General features: G+C 69.5%; 19 protein-coding genes. 9 read left to right on the top strand and 10 right to left on the bottom strand.

Annotated features, from left to right (window positions below):
- Nucleotides 1-36 precede the first annotated feature (36 nt).
- Nucleotides 37-2,493 carry a penicillin acylase family protein gene (locus BLT64_RS06925; RefSeq protein WP_011750236.1) on the top strand — a complete coding sequence of 819 codons (2,457 nt, stop codon included), beginning with the start codon at nt 37-39 and terminating at the stop codon, nt 2,491-2,493.
- Nucleotides 2,494-2,553: 60 nt separating this feature from the next.
- On the top strand, nt 2,554-3,501 hold the full coding sequence (locus BLT64_RS06920; RefSeq protein WP_011750235.1) for a nucleoside hydrolase: 948 nt from the start codon (nt 2,554-2,556) through the stop codon (nt 3,499-3,501).
- Nucleotides 3,502-3,522: 21 nt separating this feature from the next.
- Here the strand turns inward: BLT64_RS06920 and BLT64_RS06915 are convergent, their stop codons facing one another.
- The 8 genes from BLT64_RS06915 to pyrH form a co-directional block, all read right to left on the bottom strand.
- Nucleotides 3,523-4,302 carry an OmpH/Skp family outer membrane protein gene (locus tag BLT64_RS06915; protein ID WP_011750234.1) on the bottom strand — a complete coding sequence of 260 codons (780 nt, stop codon included), beginning with the start codon at nt 4,300-4,302 and terminating at the stop codon, nt 3,523-3,525.
- The gene (gene bamA / locus BLT64_RS06910; RefSeq protein ID WP_011750233.1) at nt 4,302-6,650 is read right to left on the bottom strand and encodes an outer membrane protein assembly factor BamA; all 2,349 of its coding nucleotides are present in this window, start codon (nt 6,648-6,650) and stop codon (nt 4,302-4,304) included. The genes BLT64_RS06915 and bamA overlap by 1 nt, the downstream gene beginning before the upstream one ends.
- A gap of 103 nt (nt 6,651-6,753) precedes the next feature.
- Entirely contained in the window at nt 6,754-8,079 is a 1,326-nt protein-coding gene (gene rseP / locus BLT64_RS06905; RefSeq protein ID WP_011750232.1) for an RIP metalloprotease RseP, read from the bottom strand.
- Nucleotides 8,076-9,248 (bottom strand): 1-deoxy-D-xylulose-5-phosphate reductoisomerase, encoded by a 1,173-nt coding sequence (dxr, locus tag BLT64_RS06900; protein ID WP_011750231.1) that lies wholly within the window; start codon nt 9,246-9,248, stop codon nt 8,076-8,078. Before dxr ends, rseP begins: the two co-directional genes overlap by 4 nt.
- Nucleotides 9,249-9,252: 4 nt before the next feature.
- Entirely contained in the window at nt 9,253-10,107 is an 855-nt protein-coding gene (locus tag BLT64_RS06895) for a phosphatidate cytidylyltransferase (RefSeq protein ID WP_011750230.1), read from the bottom strand.
- Complete coding sequence (gene uppS / locus BLT64_RS06890) at nt 10,104-10,838, bottom strand: polyprenyl diphosphate synthase (RefSeq protein ID WP_011750229.1); 735 nt, start codon at nt 10,836-10,838, stop codon at nt 10,104-10,106. Before uppS ends, BLT64_RS06895 begins: the two co-directional genes overlap by 4 nt.
- Nucleotides 10,839-10,841: 3 nt before the next feature.
- The gene (frr, locus tag BLT64_RS06885; RefSeq protein ID WP_011750228.1) at nt 10,842-11,405 is read right to left on the bottom strand and encodes a ribosome recycling factor; all 564 of its coding nucleotides are present in this window, start codon (nt 11,403-11,405) and stop codon (nt 10,842-10,844) included.
- Nucleotides 11,406-11,485: 80 nt separating this feature from the next.
- On the bottom strand, nt 11,486-12,220 hold the full coding sequence (pyrH, locus tag BLT64_RS06880; protein WP_011750227.1) for a UMP kinase: 735 nt from the start codon (nt 12,218-12,220) through the stop codon (nt 11,486-11,488).
- Nucleotides 12,221-12,305: 85 nt separating this feature from the next.
- On the opposite strand from pyrH, the gene miaA reads away from it, so the two are divergent.
- Together miaA and BLT64_RS06870 are read left to right on the top strand one after the other, a co-directional pair.
- Nucleotides 12,306-13,214 (top strand): tRNA (adenosine(37)-N6)-dimethylallyltransferase MiaA, encoded by a 909-nt coding sequence (gene miaA / locus BLT64_RS06875; RefSeq protein WP_011750226.1) that lies wholly within the window; start codon nt 12,306-12,308, stop codon nt 13,212-13,214.
- 127 nt (nt 13,215-13,341) lie between these two features.
- Complete coding sequence (locus BLT64_RS06870; protein WP_011750225.1) at nt 13,342-14,448, top strand: helix-turn-helix transcriptional regulator; 1,107 nt, start codon at nt 13,342-13,344, stop codon at nt 14,446-14,448.
- A 136-nt stretch (nt 14,449-14,584) separates the two neighbouring features.
- On the opposite strand, the gene BLT64_RS06865 is transcribed toward BLT64_RS06870, so the two are convergent.
- Nucleotides 14,585-15,355 carry an RlmE family RNA methyltransferase gene (locus BLT64_RS06865; RefSeq protein WP_011750224.1) on the bottom strand — a complete coding sequence of 257 codons (771 nt, stop codon included), beginning with the start codon at nt 15,353-15,355 and terminating at the stop codon, nt 14,585-14,587.
- 1 nt (nt 15,356) lies between these two features.
- Nucleotides 15,357-16,481, bottom strand: a complete 1,125-nt coding sequence (locus BLT64_RS06860; RefSeq protein WP_011750223.1) for a Ppx/GppA phosphatase family protein — start codon at nt 16,479-16,481, stop codon at nt 15,357-15,359.
- A gap of 108 nt (nt 16,482-16,589) precedes the next feature.
- Between BLT64_RS06860 and BLT64_RS26770 the strand changes: the two genes are divergently transcribed.
- The 5 genes from BLT64_RS26770 to BLT64_RS06840 are packed head-to-tail and all read left to right on the top strand — an operon-like array spanning nt 16,590 to nt 21,260.
- On the top strand, nt 16,590-16,766 hold the full coding sequence (locus BLT64_RS26770; RefSeq protein ID WP_157137457.1) for a hypothetical protein: 177 nt from the start codon (nt 16,590-16,592) through the stop codon (nt 16,764-16,766).
- Nucleotides 16,766-17,947, top strand: a complete 1,182-nt coding sequence (locus tag BLT64_RS06855; protein WP_011750222.1) for a vWA domain-containing protein — start codon at nt 16,766-16,768, stop codon at nt 17,945-17,947. Before BLT64_RS26770 ends, BLT64_RS06855 begins: the two co-directional genes overlap by 1 nt.
- Nucleotides 17,948-17,974: 27 nt before the next feature.
- Nucleotides 17,975-18,661 (top strand): M48 family metallopeptidase, encoded by a 687-nt coding sequence (locus BLT64_RS06850; RefSeq protein WP_011750221.1) that lies wholly within the window; start codon nt 17,975-17,977, stop codon nt 18,659-18,661.
- 53 nt (nt 18,662-18,714) lie between these two features.
- The gene (locus BLT64_RS06845) at nt 18,715-19,914 is read left to right on the top strand and encodes a hypothetical protein (RefSeq protein ID WP_011750220.1); all 1,200 of its coding nucleotides are present in this window, start codon (nt 18,715-18,717) and stop codon (nt 19,912-19,914) included.
- A complete protein-coding gene (locus BLT64_RS06840; protein WP_011750219.1) occupies nt 19,911-21,260 on the top strand; it encodes a cytochrome P450 in 1,350 nt (449 codons plus the stop codon). The genes BLT64_RS06845 and BLT64_RS06840 overlap by 4 nt, the downstream gene beginning before the upstream one ends.
- Nucleotides 21,261-21,336 lie beyond the last annotated feature (76 nt).

The raw sequence follows: 21,336 nt of genomic DNA, 5'->3' as shown, positions 1-21,336 counted from the left end.
AACCTCTCGTGCCCAAGCTCGGGACCGTGGCGTTTCATGGTGACACTATTCCGCTGGCTTGTGCGCCTGACGGTCGGGCTGATCCTGCTGACCGTGGCGCTGGTGACGCTGGCCTGGTATTTCGCCATCCGCTCGCTGCCCGACTACGACGGCAGCTATGCGGTGCGCGGCATCTCGGCCCCGGTCGAGATCGTGCGCACGACCGAGGACGTGCCGCATATCTTCGGCGAAAGCGACCGCGACGTGTTCTTTGCGCTGGGCCTTGCCCATGCCCAGGACCGGCTGTTCCAGATGACCGTGCTGCGCCGCGCAGCCCAGGGCCGGCTGGCCGAGATCTATGGCATCGGCGCCCTGCCCGCCGACGATCTGGCGCGCCGGCTGGGGCTTTACCGCAATGCCCGCGCCTCGCTCCAGGCCCAGGACCCCGAGGTGATCGAGGCGCTGCAAGCCTATGCCGAGGGCGTGAACGCCTGGATCGAGCAGATCAACCTGGGCGCGCGCGGGCGCGGGGCGCCGGAATTCTTTCTCTACCCCGAGGATATCGCCTATTGGGAGCCGGCGGATTCGCTGGCGATCCTGAAGTTGCTGGCGGCATCGACCACCGTGCAACTGCGCCGCGAGGTGCTGCGGGCCCGGCTGTCGCTGGCCGCGCCCGAACGCGGGCAGGACCTGGTCGCCATGCGCGGCGAGCCGCCCTTGCCCGCCTATGCCGGCCTGTTTCCGGGCGCCCGTTTCGCCGCGCCGGAACGCGGCGCCGGGCCGCGGGACTGGACGGCAACGCTGGCCGGCTATTTGGCACCGGCGGCGGGGGCCTCGGCCAACGGTTTCGCCGCCGCGGCCGGGCGCACGGCGGCGGGCGGCGCGCTGCTGGCCAACGACCCGCAATTCGCCCTGACCGCGCCGGGCCTGTGGTATCTGGCCCGGATCGAGCTTGGCTCGGGCGGGGTGATCGGCGGCACCATCCCCGGCATCCCGGCCGTGCTGTCGGGCCGCAACACCGGCCTGGCCTGGGGCATCACCCCGGCCCGGATCGACGACCAGGACCTTTACATCGAAGAGGTCCAGCCCGGCGATCCCAACCGCTATCGCGGCGCGAACGGCTGGACCGAGTTCACCACCCGGCGCGAGACCCTGCGCATCCGCGGCGCCGATCCGCAGACCATCACCCTGCGCGAGACCGAGAACGGCCCGGTCGTCCCGGCCGCACATCTGGACCTTGCGACCATCCTGCCCGCCGGCCATGTCGCGGCGCTGTCCTGGACCGGCGGCTACGGCAACGACCGCAGCATGACGGCGCTGATCGGGCTGATGCGCGCGCAGGACCGGCAGGCGGCGGCCGGGACGCTGCGCGAGATGATCGCCCCGGCCATGGTGGTGACGCTGGCCGATGCGCAAGGCGTGGGCCAGGTCCTGGCCGGCGCCGTGCCGCACCGCCCCTCGGGCCACCAGACGGCGGGCCGCATGCCCGCGCCGGGCTGGTTGGCGCAGAACCGCTGGCAGGGGCTCAGCCCCGCCCCCGCCGAACTGGCCGAGCTGGACCCCGAAAGCGGCATCGTGGCCGCGACCGGCGCGGCGCTGCCGGGTTCGGGCGGGCTTGGCCATGACTGGGGCGACGCCTATCGCCAGAACCGGCTGCGCCACCTGGTCGACTCGCGCGAGGTGCATTCGCGCGACAGTTTCATCGCCGCGCAGAACGACATCGTCAGCCCGGTCGCCCGCGCGCTGCTGCCGCTGGTTGGCGCCGAGCTGTGGTTCACCGGCGAGCCCGCCGCCCGGGGCACGCCCGAGCGGCAGCGCCAGGACGCGCTGGCGCTTCTGGCCAACTGGGACGGCTCGATGAGCGAGCACCTGCCCGAGCCGCTGATCTATGCCGCCTGGATGCGCGCCTTGCAGGACCGGCTGGTGCGCGACGACCTCGGCCCGCTCGCCGACGAGTTGACCGAGCTTTTCCCCGATTTCATCGACCGCGTCTTTCGCGACACGGGGGGCGCCTCGGCCTGGTGCGACATCCGGCAATCCGCGCCGGCCGAGACCTGCACCCAGATCGCCCGGCAGGCGCTGGACGCGGCGCTGCTGGACCTGGGCGCGCGTTTCGGACCGGACCTTGCCAGCTGGCGCTGGGGCGATCTGCATCGCGCCCGCCATGTCCACCCGGCGCTGGGGGACATGCGCGGCATCTCGTATATCGTGAACCTGATCCAGCCGACCTCGGGCGGCGAAATGACCGTCGCCCATGCCGGTTTCCTGGGCCATGGCCGCAATCCCTGGCTGAACGTGACCGGCGCCGCCTATCGCGGGGTCTACGACCTTGCCGATCCCGACAGCTCGGTCTTCATCATCTCGACCGGCCAGTCGGGCCATCCGTTCTCGCGCCATTACGACGACATGGCCGGGCTGTGGCGGCGCGGGGAATATGTGGTGATGTCGCTGGACCCGGCGCTGGCCCGCGCCGCGGCGGCGGGCATCACCCATCTGAGGCCGGCCGGCGACTAGAGGCTTGCATCCGGCGCCCGGCCGGGCTTCCCTGCCCCGAAACGCAGCAAAGGGAAGCCCATGGCGCGCAAGATCATCATCGACACCGACCCCGGCCAGGACGACGCCGTCGCCATCCTGCTGGCGCTGGCCAGTCCCGAGATCGAGGTGCTGGGCCTCAGCGTGGTCGCCGGCAACGTGCCGCTGCACCACACCCAGCGCAATGCCCGGATGATCTGCGAACTGGCCGGCCGCCCGGACCTGCCGGTCCATGCCGGCTGCGAGGCGCCGCTGCAACGCAAGCTGGTCACGGCCGAGCATGTGCATGGCAAGACCGGGCTCGACGGCGTCACCCTGCCCGAGCCGGCCATGGCGCTCGCCCCCGGCCATGCCGTGGATTTCCTGATCGAGACCCTGCGCCGCGAGAAACCGGGCAGCGTCACGCTGGTGCCCATCGGCCCGCTGACCAATATCGCCACCGCCTTCCAGCGCGCCCCGGACATCATCCCGCGCGTGCAGGAGATCGTGCTGATGGGCGGCGCCTATTTCGAGGTCGGCAACATCACCCCCACCGCCGAGTTCAACATCTATGTCGATCCCGAGGCGGCGGAACTGGTCTTCGCCAGCGGCGCGCCGCTGACCGTGATGCCGCTGGACGTGACGCATCGCGCGCTGACCAGCCGCGCCTGGGTCGAGGGCATGCGCGCCATGGGCCGGGTCGGACAGGCGGTGGCCAGCTGGACCGATTTCTTCGAACGCTACGACCGCGAGAAATACGGCAGCCACGGCGCCCCCCTGCACGATCCCTGCACCATCGCCTGGCTGCTTCGGCCCGAACTGTTCACCGGCCGCTACATCAATGTCGAGATCGAGACCCGGGGCGAATATACGCTGGGCATGACCGTCGCCGACTGGTGGCGGGTCAGCGGGCGGACGCCCAACGCCACCTTCATCCGCGATGTTAAGGCAGATGCCTTCTTCGCGCTGCTTACGGAACGGATCGGCGATCTGGACCGCCGGGTCGGCTGACGCCGGATCGCGGTTACGGTGCTATTCGTCGACAGGTCCGGGCACGGTGGCCGGCGCCTCTGGCGCGGCGTCGGCCGGCGACACGGGTGGCTCGTCCCCCCCCTGCTCCGGCTCGTCCCCTGTCGCAGCGTCAGAGGCGTCCTGCCCCGGCGCATCCGGCCCAGGCTGTTCGACCAACGGGCCGGTGCCGACCTCGCGGTCTATGCGTTCGATCAGCACATCGGTGACGTCGATGGATTGCGAGGCGACGAAGATCGCGCGCTGATCCAGCACCACCACCGCGCCCCGTTCCCGCATCAGCGCAGCCAGCACGGGCAGCACGGCGCGAAAGAAGGCCTGACGCTCCTCGTCGGCCTCGGTCTGCAGGCTGCGGGCGGCCGCGTCGCGGGCGCGGCGCACCTCGACCACGCGCTTGTCGAACTCGTCGGCGCGCTTGCGGAACTCGTCGGGCGGCAGGGTCTGGCGCAATGCGGTCAGCTCCTGCTCCTCGGTGGCGAACTGGTCGGCGAGCCGGTCGTTCTCGGCCGCGATCTCGCGCCCGCGCTGCTCCAGGTCCGCCTGCACCCGCTGTCCCCATTTCGAGTGCAGGTAAAGCATCTCCTGATCCAGGGTCAGCACCGGCAGCACCGCCTCGCCATTGGACGGCGGCGTCTCGACCACGATGGGCGGCACATCATTGGCCGGCCCGGCATCCGGTTCCGAGGGCACCGGCACGGGGGCGGCCTGCTGGGCCAGCGCGCCCGAAGGCAGCGCCAGCAGGGTCGCCAGCGCCAGCGCCGCGATGCCGCGCCCCCGGCCCATCAGAACCGGGTCGAGATGGTCAGGTCGAAGGTCTGCTCCTCGTCATAGTCCTCTTTCTTGAGGGCCTTGGCGAAGTTGAAGCGCAACGGGCCGATCGGCGTGGTCCAGAAGATCGAGGCGCCGACCGCGGCACGGACCTTCATGCCGTCGTCGACCTCTTGCGGATAGTCGCCGGGCGTCGCGCCGGTGGTGTTGTCCAGCCCCCAGACAGAACCGGCATCGGCGAAAAGCCCGCCGGTGATGCCATATTCCTCGGGCAGGCCCAGCGGGAACTGCAACTCGGTGCGCAGCGCCCAGAAGTAGTTGCCGCCAAGCGCGTCCTGGTTCGGCGCGTTCAGGTCGCGCGGTCCCAGCCCGTTCGGCTCAAAGCCGCGAATCTTGCCGTTGCCGGTAAAGCGGTTCAGGAAGCGGCTGTTCTGGTCGTCCAGCATATGCACCGCGCCAAACTCCAGCTCGGCCAGCATGGTCACGTTTTCGCGCCATGCGCGGCTTTCGACGCCGGCGTAAAGCGTGCTGGTGACAGACTTCACGTCACCGCCCAGCCCGGCGAAATCCTGGCCGGCGCGCAGCCGGTAGCTGGTCACCGGATCCAGCCCGGCGATGCGGCTGTCATAGCTGTAGGTATAGCCGACTGCCGAGGTGAAGAAGCCGCCCTGCTCGTCGAAGAGGATCGGCGACGAGCCGACCAGCCGGCTGCTTTCCGAATCCATGTGGATCTCTTCGACGTCGAACAGCGTGTCCTTGCTGAGCTTGTAGCGCAGCTCCACTCGGCCGTTTTCCGAGACCGGGAACTCGATCCCGGTCAGGAAGCCGACGGTGCGGGTGTTGTAGTCCGAATTCAGCCGGTCGGTGGTGTTGTACCAGGCCTGGGCCCGGGCGCGCAGGTTGCGTCCCAGGAAATAGGGCTCGACGAAGGTCAGGCCCGAGCTTTGCGTATCCGTGCCGGTCGAAAAGGCCAGGTCCACCTGCTGCCCGCGGCCCAGGAAGTTCTTTTCCGACAGCGAGATGTTGAAGCCGACGCCGGTCGCGGCGCCGTAGCTGACGCCGAAGTTCAGGCTGCCGGTCGGCTGTTCCTCGACGTTCACGTCGACGATGACCTGCTCGGGCGACGAGCCCGGACGGCTTTCCGCCTGCACATCCGAGAAAAAGCCAAGCGCGCGCAGCCGTTCGGCCGAATTGCGGATCTCGCGCGGGTTGAAGGGGTCGCCCTCGACCGTGGCGAACTGGCGGCGGATCACCTCGTCCAGCGTGGTGGTGTTGCCCTCGATGTCGATGCGCTCGACGAAGACGCGTGGCCCGCGCGTCAGGGCAAAGGTGAGGTCCAGGGTCTGGCTGCGCTCGTTGCGGGTGACGCGCGGCTCGATATTGACGAAGTTCAGCCCCTTGCGCAGCGCCAGCGCCTCCATCCGGCGGATGGTGGTGTCGATGTCGGTCGGGTTGTAGACCGCGCCGCGCTTGACCCGGTTCTGGGCGGCGAATTCCGTCGCATCGACGCCCGGGATTTCGCTGACGGTGTTGATGGTACCGAAGGTATAGCGCGGGCCTTCATGGATCTGGAAGGTGATGTAGAAGGCGTCGCGTTCCCGAGCCAGTTCCGGCGCCACCGCCTGCACGCGGAAATCGGCATAGCCGCGCGAGCGGTAGAAATCGGTCAGCAGCTTCTCGTCCAGCGGCACCCGCTCGGGGGCGAAGGTGTCGCGGCGGATGAAGGTGCGCAGGATGCCGGCCTGCTTGGTTTGCAGCACGTTGCGCAACCGGCGGTCGGAAAAGGCGCGGTTGCCGACGAAACCGATGCGCTCGATCTCGGTCACGTCGCCTTCGCGGATCTCGAAGACCAGATCGACCTGGTTGCTGCCGCGGCGGATGATGCGCGGATCGACGCGGGCGGCCAGGCGCCCCTGCGAGGCATAGACCTGGCTGATCGCAGCGGCATCGGCCTCGGCCTGGGCGGGGGAATAGACCCGGCGCGACTGCGACTTGACGATCTCGGCCAGGTTCTCGTTCTTGAGCCGCCTGTTGCCCTCGAAGGCGACGGTGTTGATGGTGGGATATTCCGCCACCCGAACCACCAGCGTCCCGCCCGAGGGCACCAGTTCGACCGTCTCGAACAGGCCCGAGTTCTGAAGCCGCTGCATGGCGTCGTTCAGCGCCCCGGCCGAGACGTCCTGGCCGCGCGGCAGATCCAGATAGGACAGGATCGTCGCGGGTTCGATGCGCTGGTTGCCCTCGATCCGCACGTTGCTGAAGACATAGGCCGAGGCGGGGGTCGCCACCATCGCGACCGGCGCGGCCACTGCCAGCGCCGAGATCAGCGCCAGCGCGCCCTTGCCGAGTTTCCTGTCCGTCATCGCCGCCCCTCGCGAATAATGCGTTGCCCGGCGGGTTGGTCCCGCCATATTTGCCCCGATGGATACAGCGAAGCGGCCTACACTGTCAAAAGCCTAGCGCCGCTCAGGGGCAGAAAAGATCGTTGGTGAGGCCCAGAACCATCAGCGACAGCACCGCCGCCAGCCCCAGCGCCGACAGGATGTCCATCACCCGGTCCGACGGCCGCCGGCCCGCCACCGCTTCGTAGAGATAGAACATCAGATGCCCGCCATCGAGCACCGGCACCGGCAGCAGGTTCAGAAAACCGATGGCCGCGGACAGCACGGCGATCCACCAGATGAAGTTTCCGCCCCCCGCCGAGGCCGCCTGCCCCGTGGTCTCGGCGATCGAGATCGCGCCGCCCAGGTTGCAGCTGCCGATCTGGCCGGTGATCATCGCCCAGAGCCCCGAGACGGACGAGGCGATGATGTCCCAGGTGCGCGCGGCGCCGATCCCCAGCGCCTCGCCCATGGCAGCCGGGCGGGTCGCAGGCTCGAAATAGGTGCCGCCGCCGGTCACGCCGATCAGCCAGCGCCTTGCATAGCCGTCGCCGGTGGGCAGGTCCTGTTCGCGGGCAGCCAGGGTGTAGTCGGCCTCGCCCTCGCCCTCGCGCCAGACCTTCAGCAGCACCGGCCGGCCCTCGGCCTCGGCCACATGCCGGCGCAATTCGTCGAAGCGCGAGACCGGCTCGCCGTCGATGGCCAGGATCACGTCGCCCGGCTTCAGCCCCGCCGTGGCCGCCGGGCTGCGCGGCGCGATGCCGGTGACCAGCGGCGGCATCGGGTCGGGGCCCGGCACGGTGATTTCGGTGCCGTCGCGCAGCACGGTCCAGTCGTGGCTGGGACGCGAGGGCAATTCGCCCGCCGCCGCGCCAAGGTCGCGCCAGTTAGCGACGGGCCGGCCGTCCAGCGCCAAAACGCGGTCGCCCGGTTGCAGCTGCATCTCGACGCCGGGAGGCGTCGGGTGCAGCTGCCCCACCCGGACCTCGTCCACCGGCAGGCCCTGCCAGATCGCCATGCCGGCAAAGACCAGGATCGACAGGATGAAGTTGAACACCGGCCCCGCCGCAACGGTGGCGAAGCGCGCCCAGAGCGGCGCGCCGGTCAGGCTTTGGCGCGCGCGGGCCGGATCGACCGGCACCGATCCCGCGCTGGCCGCATCGGCATCGCCCAGAAAGCGCACATAGCCGCCCAGCGGGATCGCCGCCACCTGCCAGACCGTGCCGTGCCGGTCGCGCCGCGCCGCCAGCCGCGGCCCGAAGCCCAGCGAAAACACCTCGGCCTTGATGCCGCACAGCCGGCCGATGATGTAATGGCCGTATTCATGCACGGTGACGATGACCGACAGCGCGACGATGAAGGCCGCCACGGTCCACACGAACCCGCCCATCATGTCCAGAACCAGGCTCATGCCGCCCCCTGCCATTGCGCTGCCGCCCGCCGCGCGAAATCGTCCCAATGCAGCACTTCGCCAAGGTCGCGCGGACTTTGCGCAAAGCCGGCCTCGCGCGCGGCCAGCGCCAGCGCGTGCTCGACCGCGGGCGCCATGTCGGTAAAGCGGATGCGCCCGGCGATGAAGTCGTCCAGCGCCTGCTCCTTGGCGGCGTTCAGCACCGCACCCGCGGCACCGCCGGCCCCGATCGCCTCGCGCGCCAGCCGCAGGGCAGGCCAGCGCACCTCGTCCGGCTGGGCAAAGGTCAGGCTGCCAAGCGCCGCCAGGTCCAGCGCCGGCACCGGCAGGGCGGCGCGCGCGGGCCAGTTCAGCGCATAGCCGATGGCATGGCGCATGTCCGGCGCCCCCAGATGCGCGATGCTGCCGCCGTCGCGATGCGTGACCATGGCATGGATGATCGATTGCGGATGCACCAGCACCCGCAGGCGGTCGACGCCCAGGCCGAAGAATTCATGCGCCTCGATGACTTCCAGCGCCTTGTTGAACATGCTGGCGCTGTCGATGGTGATGCGCTGGCCCATGTCCCAGTTCGGATGCCGGCTGGCCTCGGCCACCGTCGCGCGTGCCAGCCGCTCCAGCGGCCAGTCGCGGAATGCGCCGCCCGAGGCGGTGATGGTCACATGCTCGACGGAATCGAGGTTTTCGCCGTGAAGTGCCTGAAAGATCGCGGAATGCTCGGAATCAACCGGCAGGATGCGTGCGCCGGTCTCCCGGGCGCGGGCCATGACCAGCGGTCCGGCGGCCACCAGGGTTTCCTTGTTCGCCAGCGCCAGGGTGCCGCCTCGGTTCAGCACCTCAAGCCCCGGCGGCAGGCCGGCGGCGCCGACGATGGCGGACAGCGTCCAGTCGGCCGGGCGGGCGGCGGCCTCGGCCACGGCCTGCGGTCCCGCCGCGGCCTCGATCCCGCTGCCGGCAAGTGCCGCGCGCAGATCGGCCAGGCGCTCCGGCCATGCGGTGACGGCGAGTTCGGCCCGCAGCGCGCGGGCCATCTGGGCCAGCCGCGCGACATTGGCGCCGCCGGTCAGGGCGACGGTGCGGAAGCGCTCGGGGCCGCCGGCCCCCATCAACAGATCGAATGCGCTTTCGCCGACCGACCCGGTCGCGCCCAGCACGGATATGCTGCGCATCGTCTCAGCCTCCGATAACGGGTAAGAGATCGCCGATCAAAAGCAGCAGCGCCATGAGCAACGCCCCGGACATGGCGTCGAAACGGTCCAGGACGCCGCCATGGCCGGGGATCAGATCGGAACTGTCCTTGACCCCGACCCGGCGCTTGAGCCAGCTTTCCGCGATGTCGCCGAACTGCCCGGCCAGCGCGATCAGCGGGCCGAGCACCAGGACCGGCCAGGGCGCCTGCCCGGCCAGCATCAGGACCAGCGCCAGCACCAGCGCGCCCGCCCAGCCGGCGATGGTGCCGCTCCAGGTCTTCTTGGGGCTGATCGCCGGCCAGAAGCGCGGCCCGCCCAGCTTGCGGCCGATGAAATAGCCCAGCACGTCGGACAGCACCACGGTGCCGACGATCCAGGCCAGCGTCGGCAGGCCCATCACCTCGCGGATCACCACCAGCGCATAGCCGGCACCCAGGATCGCCAGGGTGAACAGCAGATAGGCCGGGCGTTCGTGTTCATGCGTGCCGTGCCAGCCGGCGATCATCGGCACCAGTGCCAGCGCCATCGGCCAGTCGCCGGGCAGCACCAGCATGGCCAGCATCACCAGCCCCGACAGGATGGCGATCAGCACCGGATGGCGCGGGCTGCGGAATTCGGGATGGCGCCAGCCGGTCAGCCGCGCCAGTTCCCACATCATCACCCCGATGACGGCCGAGACGCCCAGCCGGATCCAAAGCCCCGAGGACAGCAGCAGCAACAGCCCCAGCACCGCCAGCACCGCGCCCGACAGAAGGCGCGGCCAGAGATCGGCCCATTTGTCGCGTCCGCGCTGCAAGGCGCCGCGCAACCGGCCCGGCTGTGGTCCGTCCCCGCTCATGCGCCGCCGAAGCGCCGGTCGCGCAGCCCGTAGCGGTCGAGGATCTCGGCCAGATGCTCGGGCGTGAAGTCCGGCCAGAGCGTCTGGGTGAACTCATATTCCGAATAGGCCGCCTGGAAGGGCAGGAAATTCGAGGTCCGCGTCTCGCCGCTGGTGCGGATGACCAGGTCCGGGTCGGGATGGCCGGCCGTGTCCAGGCAGTCGGCCAGGTCGGCCTCGGTCGGCTCGGCGACCTCGCCCCGGCCGATGCGTGCCGCCAGCCGGGCCGCGGCCCGGGTCAGCTCGTCCCGGCCGCCGTAATTGATCGCCACGGTCAGGTTCAGCCGGGTGTTGCCGGCGGTGCGCGCCTCGATCCCGGCCATCAGCCGCTGCAGCTTGGGTTCCAGCCGCTCGCGCCCGCCGATGAAGCGCATGCGTACGCCCTCGGCGGAAAGCCCGTCCGCCTCACGCTCGATATAGCGGGCGAAGATGCCCATCAGGCCCAGCACTTCCTCGGTCGAGCGCTTCCAGTTCTCGGTCGAGAAGGCATAGACCGTCAGCCAGTTCACCCCCAGGTCGGGACAGGCGCGGACGATCTGCTTGACGCGCTCGGCGCCGCGCCGATGCCCGACCAGTCGCGGCCAGCCCCGGTTCTTGGCCCAGCGGCCGTTGCCATCCATGATGATGGCGACATGACGGGGCCGCTGGTCCCCTCCGCCGGGCTTCGACAGGCTGGCTGCGATCTCGGCCATGCGTCAGACCTGCATGATTTCGGCTTGCTTGGCCTCGAGCGCCTGATCCACCGAGGCGATCATCTTGTCGGTCAGTTCCTGCACGGCGCCCTCCCAGAACTTCTGGTCGTCCTCGGACATGCCCGAGGACTTGGCCTTCTTGATCTGGTCCATGCCGTCGCGCCGCACGTTGCGGATGGCGACGCGGGCATGTTCGGCATATTGCGCGGCGACGCGGGTCAGTTCGCGCCGGCGCTCTTCGTTCAGCTCGGGGATCGGCAGCATGATGATGGTGCCGTTGAGCTGCGGGTTGATGCCCAGGCCCGATTCGCGGATCGCCTTCTCGGCCTTGCCGACCAGGCCCTTGTCCCAGATGTTGATCGTGACCATGCGCGGTTCGGGCACGTTCACCGTGCCGATCTGGTTGATCGGCGTGGGCGAGCCGTAGGCATCGACCATGATCGGCTCGACCATGCTGGCCGAGGCGCGGCCGGTGCGCAGCGAGGCGAATTCATGGCGCAGGGATTCCATCGCGCCCTTCATGCGGCGCTCCAGGTCGTCGGTGTCGATCTCGATCTCGTCGGACATGCTCGGTCATGGCCTCTGTGCTGTGATTTTCGCCGCTTTTAGCCGAGCCACGCCCGCATGGCAAAGCCTATACGGGGATTTTACCCATGGACGCGCGTATATGTGCCGCTTCCCGCCAGGATTCCGCGGAAACCGCCCGGTTCGTCCAGCGAGAAGACGATGATCGGCAGGTCGTTGTCGCGGGCCAGCGCGATGGCCGAGGCGTCCATGACGCCCAGGTGCTTTTGCAGCACCTCGTCATAGGTCACGTCGTCGTAGCGCTTGGCATCGGGGAACTTGTTCGGGTCCTTGTCGTAGACGCCGTCGACCTTGGTGCCCTTGAAGATCGCCTCGCAGTTCATCTCGTTGGCGCGCAGCGTGGCGGCGGTGTCGGTGGTGAAATAGGGGTTGCCGGTGCCGGCGGCGAAGATGCAGACGCGCTTCTTTTCCAGGTGGCGGACGGCGCGGCGGCGGATATAGGGCTCGGCCACCTCGTCCATGCGGATGGCCGAGATCACGCGGGTATGGATCTTCAGCGCCTCCAGCGCCGCCTGCATGGCCAGCGCGTTCATCACCGTGGCGAGCATCCCCATATAGTCGGCGGTCGCCCGCTCCATGCCCTGGGCGCTGCCCTGAAGCCCGCGGAAGATATTGCCGCCGCCGATGACCATGCAGATCTCGATGCCCATGTCATGGACGGATTTGACCTCTTGCGCGATGCGGGCGACGGTCGGCGGGTGCAGGCCGTAGCCCTGGTCCCCCATGAGCGCCTCGCCCGAAATCTTCAGCATCACGCGCGAATAGCTTCCGGGGGTCTTGGACGCGCTTTCCGACATGGGTTCACCTTTTTGCGGCTGTTTCATTGCCGGGCAAAATGTCGCAAACAGGCCCCATGTTCAACCGCCGCCGACCCGAGCCGAAATGACCCTGCGTCACCCGATCCTGGCCGAGCTGGATCCCGCCCGCCCTATTCTGATCGCCGGGCCGACCGCCAGCGGCAAATCCGCGCTGGCGCTGGAGATCGCCGAGGCGCAGGGCGGCACCGTCGTCAATGCCGATGCCTTGCAGGTCTGGTCCTGCTGGCGGTTGCTGACCGCCCGGCCCACGGCCGAGGACGAGGCCCGCGCCCCGCATGCGCTTTACGGCCACGTCGCGCCGGATCGCGCCTATTCCGTCGGCGCCTGGCTGGCCGAGGTCGCCGCTCTCATGGATAAGGGCTGCGATTCGGGCCGCGGCCGGCTGATCGTGACCGGCGGAACCGGGCTTTACCTGAACGCGCTCAGCCGCGGACTGGCGGTGATTCCCCCGACCCCGCCCGAGATCCGCGCCCAGGCCGACCAACTGGTGCGCCAGCCCGGCGGGCTGGCCCGCATGATCGAGGATCTCGATTCGTCCACCCGCGCGCGCATCGACCTGAGAAATCCGGCGCGCGTCCAGCGTGCCTGGGAAGTGCTGACCACCACCGGGCGCGGCATCGCCGCCTGGCAGGCCGAGACGCCGCCGCCGCTGATCGACCCCGCGGCCGCGCATCTGCTGGTGCTGAACCCGGATCGCGACTGGCTGGCCGAACGCATCGCCCGCCGCTTTCACCTGATGCTGGAGCAGGGCGCGCTGGACGAGGTGCGCGCGATGCTGCCGCACTGGAACCCCGATGCGCTTTGGGCCAAGGCCATCGGGGCGCCGGAACTTGTCGCGCATCTGCAAGGCCGGATCGATCTGGACGAGGCCGCGCGACGCGCGGTCATCGCCACGAGGCAATATGCCAAGGCGCAGCGCAGCTTCTTTCGCGGCCGCATGCGCGACTGGCGCTGGATCGGCATCGGCGGCTGACTTGTGCGGGTTTTGCCGCACTGCTAGGACATATTGACCTTATAACAACCGTGAGCGGAATATGCCCTTCGCGAATTCTCGCCATGGGGATAGCCTTCCGACATGGAATCGCTGAAAGCCGCGCCTGATGAATGAAGCCCGCCACGCCCTTGCCCCGTCCGATCCGGTCGTGGCGCGGCTGGTCGCGGCCGGCATCACCGCAGGAGCGATCCTGGAGCCGGCGGAAACCGATCCGCGGCTGATGCGGGCGGCCGTTTCGCCAGCGGCCCCGCCTGCCGACCCGCGCGGCCGGCCCTCGGTCCTGGCCCCCGATGTCGTCGACCCCTCCGAGGCGGCGGCACCCCTGCTGCCGTCCGGCCCTGCGCTCCGGTCCCAGCCGCTGCCGCGGGGCCGCCCGGGCGATGGGTTGCGCCTGATCCCGCTGGCGGGCCTTCACTGGGGCGGGCCGGTGCGGAGCCGGACCGCTCCGCCCAGCCCTCGGGTCCGGGGCGACCATGTGCTGCTCCGCCCGACCGAGGGCATGGTCACGATCATGTTTCCCCGCCACAACCACCCGCTGCCGGCCGGACGCGTCGCCTTCATTCCGGCGGGCACGGCCTTTTCCCTGAAGCCGCCGCCCGAGGTTCGCGGGTTGGCACTGCTGATCCCGCCCGCGTTGTGCAAGGGCCCGCCGTTGCCTTCGGGGTTCAGCCACGGCCAGCCGGCGGCCGAAGATGCGGACCTGCTCGATCCGGCCCTGTTCGCGCTGGCTTCGGAGCCGCCATGCGGCCCGGCACGCCATGCCGCGACCGCCGGCGGGCTTGCACGGATCGCGGCGGTGCTGTCGCGGCTCGACGACAGTCCAGCCCGGTCCGAGCCGCCGGCCGGCGACCTCGCCCGGGCGCGGGCGCTGACCGAACGGTTCCTGCGTCTGGCGGGGGCGGAGCTGCCGTTGAACCAGACCATGGCCGAGATGGCGCGGCGGCTGGACTGCTCACTGGCGCAGCTCGACCGTGCCTGCCGGCAAAGCCGGGGGCGCAGCGCGCTGGAACTGCTTTACGACCTGCGGCTGCAATGCGCGATCCGGGCGCTGCGCGACGGCGACGGGCCGGTGGCCGAGATTGCGGGCATGCTGGGCTATAGCGGGCCCGGGCACTTCATGCGCACCTTCCTGGCGGCGACCGGCCGCACGCCCCAGGCTTACCGGACGCTGATGCGCGAGCTCCAAGGCAAGCGGCCGACCGACGGACGCTGACCGCATTCCGGGCTTAACGGTGCCGGCACGGGACGTCCAAAGCCGCATCCCGCCATGCGCCACGGCGCAGGCCGCTATCGGGGGCTCTGCGGGCGGAAACGGCAGCGGGCCGCCCGGCCCGGCGCCTTCCCGATCCTCATGCCCCGTCGTCCTCGCCGTTTTCGACATCCTCCGCGTCGCCACGGCCGCGGAACCCTTGGGCCACCACGAATTTCTCGGAAGAGTCGGAGCGGCTTGCCGGGGGCTTCACATTCGCCACCTTGCGGAAATTGCGCTTGAGCATGGCCTGCATCTCGTTCTCGGCCCCGCCGGCCAGAACCTTGGCGACGAAGGTGCCGCCCGGCTCCAGCACGTCGAAGGCCAGTTGCGCCGCCGCCTCGACCAGCGCGACGATGCGCAGGTGGTCGGTGCCCTTGTGCCCGGACGAGGCCGCGGCCATGTCCGACATCACCACATCGGCCCGGCCGCCCAGCCATGCCTTGACCTGTTCGTCCGCACCCTCCGACAGGAAGTCCAGCTGATGGATCTCGGCCCCCGGGATCGGATCGACCTCTTGCAGGTCCACGCCCAGCACGCGGCCGACCTTCTTGCCGGACTTGTCGCCCAGGGCGTTCACCCGCGCGACCGCCACCTGGCACCAGCCGCCCGGCGCGCAGCCCAGATCGACCACCCGCGCCCCCGGCACCAGGAAGCGATACTTGTCGTCCAGTTCCAGGATCTTGTAGGCGGCGCGGCCGCGATAGCCCTCGCGCTTCGCCCGCGCGACATAGGGGTCGTTCAACTGCCGCTCCAGCCAGAGCGTGCTGGAAAGCTTGCGTCCCTTGGCCGATTTGACCCGCACCCGCAGGTCGCGCTGGCCGCGGCCCGAGCTCTTGCGCCCGGAGCCCGGCTTCTTGCCTTCGCTCATCTCATGCCACCCCGTTCATTCCATCCGGGGCCAGCACCCCGTCCTTGACCATCTGCGCATAAAGCAACCCCTCGCGCAGGCCGCGATCGGCGACCGACAGCCGCGTCGTCGGCCAGACCCGCATCAGCGTCTGCAGGATCGCGGCGCCCGACATGATCAGCGCATGCCGCTCGCGCCCGATGCGGGGGTCGGCGCGCCGCCCCTCGGGCCCCAGCGACAGGTAGTCGCGGATCACCCGGTCGATCTGGGCCGAGCTCATGATCAGCCCGTCCACCTTGGTTCGGTCATAGCGGCGCAGGCCCAGATGGCTGGCCGCCACGGTCGTCACCGTGCCCGAGGTGCCGATGATCTGGAACCCCTCCTCCATGGTCTGCGCCAGGGCATAGGGGGCGAAATCCGCCAGCATCTCCTCGAAATGCCAGGACATCAGCGCGAAGCGGCCCTGGTCGTCCTCGACATCCTCGAACTGGTCGCGCAGCGTCGCGACGCCCAGCGGCACGCTGATCCAGTCCACCACCCGGGCGCCGCCCGGCAGCGGATCGCGAAAGCCGTCGCCCAGCCGCATGATGGCGCGCGACCGTTCCTTGGGCTCGACATCCTCCAGGTCGATCCAGACCAGCTCGGTCGAGCCGCCGCCGATATCGACGACCAGCAATTGCTCGGTCCGCTGGCTGACCAGCGGCGCGCAGGAGATCACGGCCAGCCGCGCCTCTTCCTCGGCATCGATGATCTCGACCGGCAGGCCGGTCTCGCGCCGGATCATGCGCAGGAAATCGCGGCTGTTCCTCGCCCGCCGGCAGGCCTCGGTCGCGACCAGGCGCATGCGCGTGACCTGATGTGCCTCGAGCTTGCGCCGGCACACCTGCAAGGCATGCACCGTCCGCGCCATCGAGGGACGCGACAGCCTGCCTGATGCCTCGAGGCCGTGGCCCAGCTGGACCGGCTTCGAGAAACTGTCGACCACCTGGAACTGGCTGCCCGCGGGGCGGGCAATCAGCATCCGGCAGCTGTTCGTGCCAAGATCCAAAGCCGCATAGAGCGGCCCGTCCTCGGCCGGGCGGGTGGCGAAAGGCTCGACCGTTTTTCTCGGGAACGCGTCCGCACCCGCAGGACGCCTGGGCGCCATGGTCACGCCCTCCGATAACAAGTTGGTCCGAAAATAACCTGCGCCCGCCACGCCTTCAAGGGGGGCGTTCAGGGGGCGTGCCTCTCGACAGGGCCGCGGGGGCGGGCTATGCCCTGCCCCATGATCGTGATCGCCGCATTCATCCTTGGCGCAGCGATCGGCTGGATGCGCGCCGCGAAAGCCGGCGGCAGCCGCGCCGACAAGCTGCAATATGCCGCCGCCCATGCCCTGGCGCTGACCGTGCTGGGCATATTCCTGACCGTCTTCGTCAGCCGGATGGGCTGATGTTCCGGCCGTTCCTCGACAGTCTGCGCAGGCACGGGGTGCCGGCCAGCCTGCGGGAATACCTGGACCTTCTGGCCGGGCTGCAGGCCGGGCTGTCGGATTGGACGCCCGAGGGGTTCTATCACCTCGCCCGCGCCACGCTGGTCAAGAACGAGGCGCATATCGACCGATTCGACCGCGCTTTCGCCGAAGCCTTCTCGGGCCTCGACGAGATCCCCATCGAGGCGCTGGTGAACGAGGTCTCGATTCCGCGCGAATGGCTGGAAAAGCTGGCCGAAAAGCTGCTCACGCCCGAGGAGCGCGCCGCGGTCGAGGGCGCCGGATCCTTCGAGGAGCTGATGAAGCGCCTGCGCGAGCGGCTGGCCGAGCAGCAGGGCCGCCACCAGGGCGGCAACAAGTGGATCGGCACCGCCGGCACCTCGCCCTTCGGCGCCTATGGCTACAATCCCGAGGGCGTGCGCATCGGCCAGCATGAGAGCCGCCACCGCCGCGCCGCCAAGGTCTGGGACAAGCGCGAGTTTCGGGATTTCGACGATTCGGTCGAACTGGGCACCCGCAACATCAAGGTGGCGCTGAAGCGGCTGCGGCAATGGGCGCGGCACGGCGCGCTCGAGGAGCTGGACCTGCCCGGCACCATCCGGGCCAGCGCCGAGCACGGCTATATCGACGTCCAGACCCGGCCCGAGCGGCACAATGCGGTCAAGGTTCTACTGTTCCTGGATGCCGGCGGCAGCATGGACGACCATTCCCGGCTGGTGGACGAGCTGTTCTCGGCCGCCCGGGCCGAGTTCAAGCACCTGGAGCATTTCTACTTCCACAATTGCGTCTATGAGGCGCTGTGGAAGGACAATCGCCGCCGCTGGACCGAGACCACGCCCACATGGGAGGTCATCAACCGCTTCGGCCGCGACTACAAGGCGATCTTCGTCGGCGACGCCTCGATGTCGCCCTATGAGATTGCGATCCCCGGCGGCGCCAACGAGCATTGGAACCCCGAATCGGGCGAGACATGGCTGCGGCGCCTGCGCGAAACCTGGCCCGACCATGTCTGGCTGAACCCGGTGCCGCGCGCGCATTGGGACCATACCCGCTCGATCGCCATGATTCGGGACATCTTCGAGGACCGGATGCAGCCCCTGACGCTGGAGGGGCTGACCCAGGCCATGCGCATCCTTGGCTGACGGCCGCGCCATGCCCATATTGCGCTTATGCTGAAGCTGACGCCGATCCTGCTGATCCTGCTCTATGCCGCCGCGATGTGGTTCTTTTCCGCGTGGCGGCTGAAGGCCGAGCTGAACGCCAAGTCCACGCCGCTGCGCCATCCCCGGCTGGTGCCGATGCTGGACCGGCTGGGCCGCGCCATGGACCTGCCGCGCGTGCAGGCGCATGTCTACGAGGTCGGCCATGTGAACGGGCTGGCCGCGCCCGACGGCCGCATCTTCCTGACCCGCGGTTTCCTCGACCGGCTGGACCGGGGCGAGGTGACCGAGGCCGAGCTGGCATCGGTCATCGCGCATGAGCTGGGCCATGTCGCCCATGGCCATACCCGGCGCCGCATGGTGGATTTCGCCGGCCAGAACGTGGTGCGGATGGTGCTGGCGGGCGTGCTGGGCCGCTTTCTGCCCGGCATCGGCGTCTGGATCGCCAATATCGCCGCCAGCGCCATCGCCGCCCGCCTGTCGCGCCAGGACGAATTCGAGGCCGACGCCTTCGCCAGCGCGCTGATGGTCAAGGCGGGGCTGGGCACCGGGCCGCAGAAAAGCCTGTTTCGCAAGCTCGACCGGCTGGCGGGCGCGGGCCGTGCCGGTGCGCCGGCCTGGCTCATGTCGCACCCCCCGGCTGATGCGCGCATCGCCGCCATCGAAAAGCTGGAGGCGCGCTGGGAATTGGTCTAACTTGTCTGCGCGCGCGAATGGGTTATGCTGCGCCGGCAAGCAGTTGATTTTCCATGACCCGCCCCTTTCGTCGCCGCATCCTTTACATTCCGGGCTATGACCCGATCCCGCCCCGCCGCTATCGCGAACTTTACAGGCGCGAGGGCGCCGAACAGGCGCGCATCTCGGGCTACAGGCTGGAATTGGGCCCGCGGCGCGACCGCAAGGGCTTCGGCTGGGGCGTGAGCGGCGATTTCGGCGGCCGGCGCGTCGAAGCCGAGTTCGAGGTGCTGGTCTGGGCCGATATCGTGCAGGGCTCGATGGGCCAGGGTATCCTTGCGACCTATGGCCAGCTTTTCCGCACGGCATGGGCCTATATCGGCTCGGGCGCGCTGATGCGTCTGGCGCGGCTGCGGCGCGGGCCGGTGATCGCGGCGCTTTATCCGGTGGCGGTGCTGCTGGCGCAGCTTCTGCTCTCGGCGCTGGCCGGGGCGCTCATCGGCTGGGCTTTGGGGCGGCTGACCGGCCTTGGCTGGTGGCTGGGCGGGCCGGTCATGCTGGCGCTGACCTGGGCGGGGCTGCATTTGTGGCGGCGCATCGACGGCAGGATCTTCGCCTGGTATCTGATGCATGACTATGCCTTCACCGCCCGGGATCTGGGCGCCTATCCCCCGGCGCTGGAGGCGCGGCTGGCCCTTTTCGCCGACCGCATCGCAGAGGTGCTGGCGGGCGACTGGGACGAGGTGCTGGTGGTCGGCCACAGTTCGGGCGCCTATCTGGGCGTCTCGGTGCTGGCCGGGCTGATCCGCTCGGGGCGGGTGCCGGCGCAGGGGCCGCGCCTCTCCTACCTGTCGCTGGGCCATGTCGTGCCGATGGCGTCCTTCCTGCCGCGCGCGAACCGCCTGCGCGCCGACCTGCGCGATCTCGCGGGCAGCGCGAAGCTCGACTGGATCGACGTGACCGCGCCGGGCGATGCCTGCTGCTTCGGGCTTTGCGATCCGGTGGCGGTCTCGGGGGTCGAGCCGCCCGGGCGCCGCCATCCGCTGATCCTTTCCGCCGCCTTCACCCAAACGCTGTCGCCCGAAAAGCGGCGCAAATTGCGCGGGCGCTGGTTTCGGCTGCATTTCCAGTATCTCTGCGCTTTCGACCGGCCGGGCGACTACGACTATTTCGCCATTACCGCGGGACCGCTGACGCTCGGCCGGCGTTTCGCCGGGCGCTCGCATTCGCCGGGCCGGATCGCCCGGCCCGTCAATCGCTGGGTGGCGACATGATCCCGCCCAAGCCTCCTGCCCGACAGGGGCGCGGCTCGGTCTGGCGCTTCATCCGCGACTTTCGCCGCGACATCCTGTCAGCGCAATCGGACAAGCTCTACCGCGCCTGGATGGCCGAGTTCCGCGGCCCCTTCATCCACAGCTTCACCTGCAACGACCCGGCGCTGGTCGACATGATCCTGCGCGAGCGGCCGATGGATTTCCCGAAATCGCCGCGCATGGCGGCCGGGTTGCAGCCGCTGCTGGGCAATTCCAGCTTCATCTCGAACGGAGAGACCTGGCTGCACCAGCGCCGCATCATCGACCCCGCCTTCGAGGGCGGAAGGCTGCGCGAGGCTTTCCCGGCGATGTGGGAGGCAGCCCTGGCCGGCACTGCCCGGCTGCAACCGCTGGCCGATGGCGCCGAGATCGACATCGAGCCGCAGACCAGCCATATCGCTGCCGACGTGATCTTCCGCACGCTGTTCTCGATCCCGATCGAGGACGAGATCGCCGTCCAGGTCTTCCAAGCCTTCCGCGAACATCAGGAGGCGCAGCCGATGGTGAACCTGGGCGGGCTGATGGCGCTGCCCCGCTGGGCGCGGCTGCACACCCGCCGGGTGCGCGAGACTGCGCGCCGCATCCGCGGCCTGATCCGCCAGCTGGTCTCGGTTCGCGCCGCGCAGATCCGGGCCGGCACCGCACCGCAGGATCTGGCGACCAAGATCATGACCACGCCCGACCCGCAGACCGGCGATCTGTTCACCGAGGCCGAGATGATCGACGAGGTCGCGACCTTCTTCCTCGCCGGGCATGAAACCGGCGCCTCGGCGCTGGCCTGGGCGCTCTACCTGCTGGCGGAAAACCCGGACTGGCAGGACCGGCTGGCCGAGGAGGCGCGGCTGAACCTCGCCGCCGATTTCGCCGCGACTCGCAACCTGCCGCTGGCCCGCGCCGTCTTCCGCGAGGCGCTGCGGCTCTATCCGCCCGTTGCCATGACCGTGCGGCAATGCCGGCAGGCCGAGACCCTGCGCGACCGCAAGGCACCCAGGGGGGCGCAACTGGTGCTCTCGCCCTGGCACCTGCACCGGCACGAACGGCTGTGGGTGAACCCCGACGGCTTCGACCCCTCGCGCTGGGAAACCGAGAACGGCAAGACCTGCCTGCGCCGGGCCTTCATTCCCTTTTCGGCCGGCGCCCGCGCCTGCCCCGGCGCGGGCTTCGCCATGGTCGAGGGACCACTGATCCTCGCGGCACTGGTCCGCGCCTATCGCCTTGAACCCGGCCGCGAGCGCCTGGTCCCGATCATGCGGCTGACGCTGCGGGGCAAGGACGGCATCCGCCTGCGGCTCTTGCCGAGGGGCTAGCGCTACGGCGCATCGAAAGCGCCGCCCGCCTGCCCTTCTCTGTTCCGCAAATACTCATCCGACGCCGGCCACGGGC

This window comes from Paracoccus denitrificans (genome assembly GCF_900100045.1).
Lineage (GTDB): Bacteria > Pseudomonadota > Alphaproteobacteria > Rhodobacterales > Rhodobacteraceae > Paracoccus > Paracoccus denitrificans.
The sequence above is the reverse complement of the archived record's forward strand: the minus strand, read 5'-3'. Positions and strand labels throughout refer to the sequence as shown.

Bases quoted from the DNA above. Each gene is read 5' to 3' on its own strand.
- BLT64_RS06925 (WP_011750236.1), top strand. From the start codon at position 37: ATGGTGACACTATTCCGCTGGCTTGTGCGCCTGACGGTCGGGCTGATC.
- BLT64_RS06920 (WP_011750235.1), top strand. From the start codon at position 2,554: ATGGCGCGCAAGATCATCATCGACACCGACCCCGGCCAGGACGACGCC.
- BLT64_RS06915 (WP_011750234.1), bottom strand. From the start codon at position 4,302: ATGGGCCGGGGGCGCGGCATCGCGGCGCTGGCGCTGGCGACCCTGCTG.
- bamA (WP_011750233.1), bottom strand. From the start codon at position 6,650: ATGACGGACAGGAAACTCGGCAAGGGCGCGCTGGCGCTGATCTCGGCG.
- rseP (WP_011750232.1), bottom strand. From the start codon at position 8,079: ATGAGCCTGGTTCTGGACATGATGGGCGGGTTCGTGTGGACCGTGGCG.
- dxr (WP_011750231.1), bottom strand. From the start codon at position 9,248: ATGCGCAGCATATCCGTGCTGGGCGCGACCGGGTCGGTCGGCGAAAGC.
- BLT64_RS06895 (WP_011750230.1), bottom strand. From the start codon at position 10,107: ATGAGCGGGGACGGACCACAGCCGGGCCGGTTGCGCGGCGCCTTGCAG.
- uppS (WP_011750229.1), bottom strand. From the start codon at position 10,838: ATGGCCGAGATCGCAGCCAGCCTGTCGAAGCCCGGCGGAGGGGACCAG.
- frr (WP_011750228.1), bottom strand. From the start codon at position 11,405: ATGTCCGACGAGATCGAGATCGACACCGACGACCTGGAGCGCCGCATG.
- pyrH (WP_011750227.1), bottom strand. From the start codon at position 12,220: ATGTCGGAAAGCGCGTCCAAGACCCCCGGAAGCTATTCGCGCGTGATG.
- miaA (WP_011750226.1), top strand. From the start codon at position 12,306: ATGACCCTGCGTCACCCGATCCTGGCCGAGCTGGATCCCGCCCGCCCT.
- BLT64_RS06870 (WP_011750225.1), top strand. From the start codon at position 13,342: ATGAATGAAGCCCGCCACGCCCTTGCCCCGTCCGATCCGGTCGTGGCG.
- BLT64_RS06865 (WP_011750224.1), bottom strand. From the start codon at position 15,355: ATGAGCGAAGGCAAGAAGCCGGGCTCCGGGCGCAAGAGCTCGGGCCGC.
- BLT64_RS06860 (WP_011750223.1), bottom strand. From the start codon at position 16,481: ATGGCGCCCAGGCGTCCTGCGGGTGCGGACGCGTTCCCGAGAAAAACG.
- BLT64_RS26770 (WP_157137457.1), top strand. From the start codon at position 16,590: ATGCCCTGCCCCATGATCGTGATCGCCGCATTCATCCTTGGCGCAGCG.
- BLT64_RS06855 (WP_011750222.1), top strand. From the start codon at position 16,766: ATGTTCCGGCCGTTCCTCGACAGTCTGCGCAGGCACGGGGTGCCGGCC.
- BLT64_RS06850 (WP_011750221.1), top strand. From the start codon at position 17,975: ATGCTGAAGCTGACGCCGATCCTGCTGATCCTGCTCTATGCCGCCGCG.
- BLT64_RS06845 (WP_011750220.1), top strand. From the start codon at position 18,715: ATGACCCGCCCCTTTCGTCGCCGCATCCTTTACATTCCGGGCTATGAC.
- BLT64_RS06840 (WP_011750219.1), top strand. From the start codon at position 19,911: ATGATCCCGCCCAAGCCTCCTGCCCGACAGGGGCGCGGCTCGGTCTGG.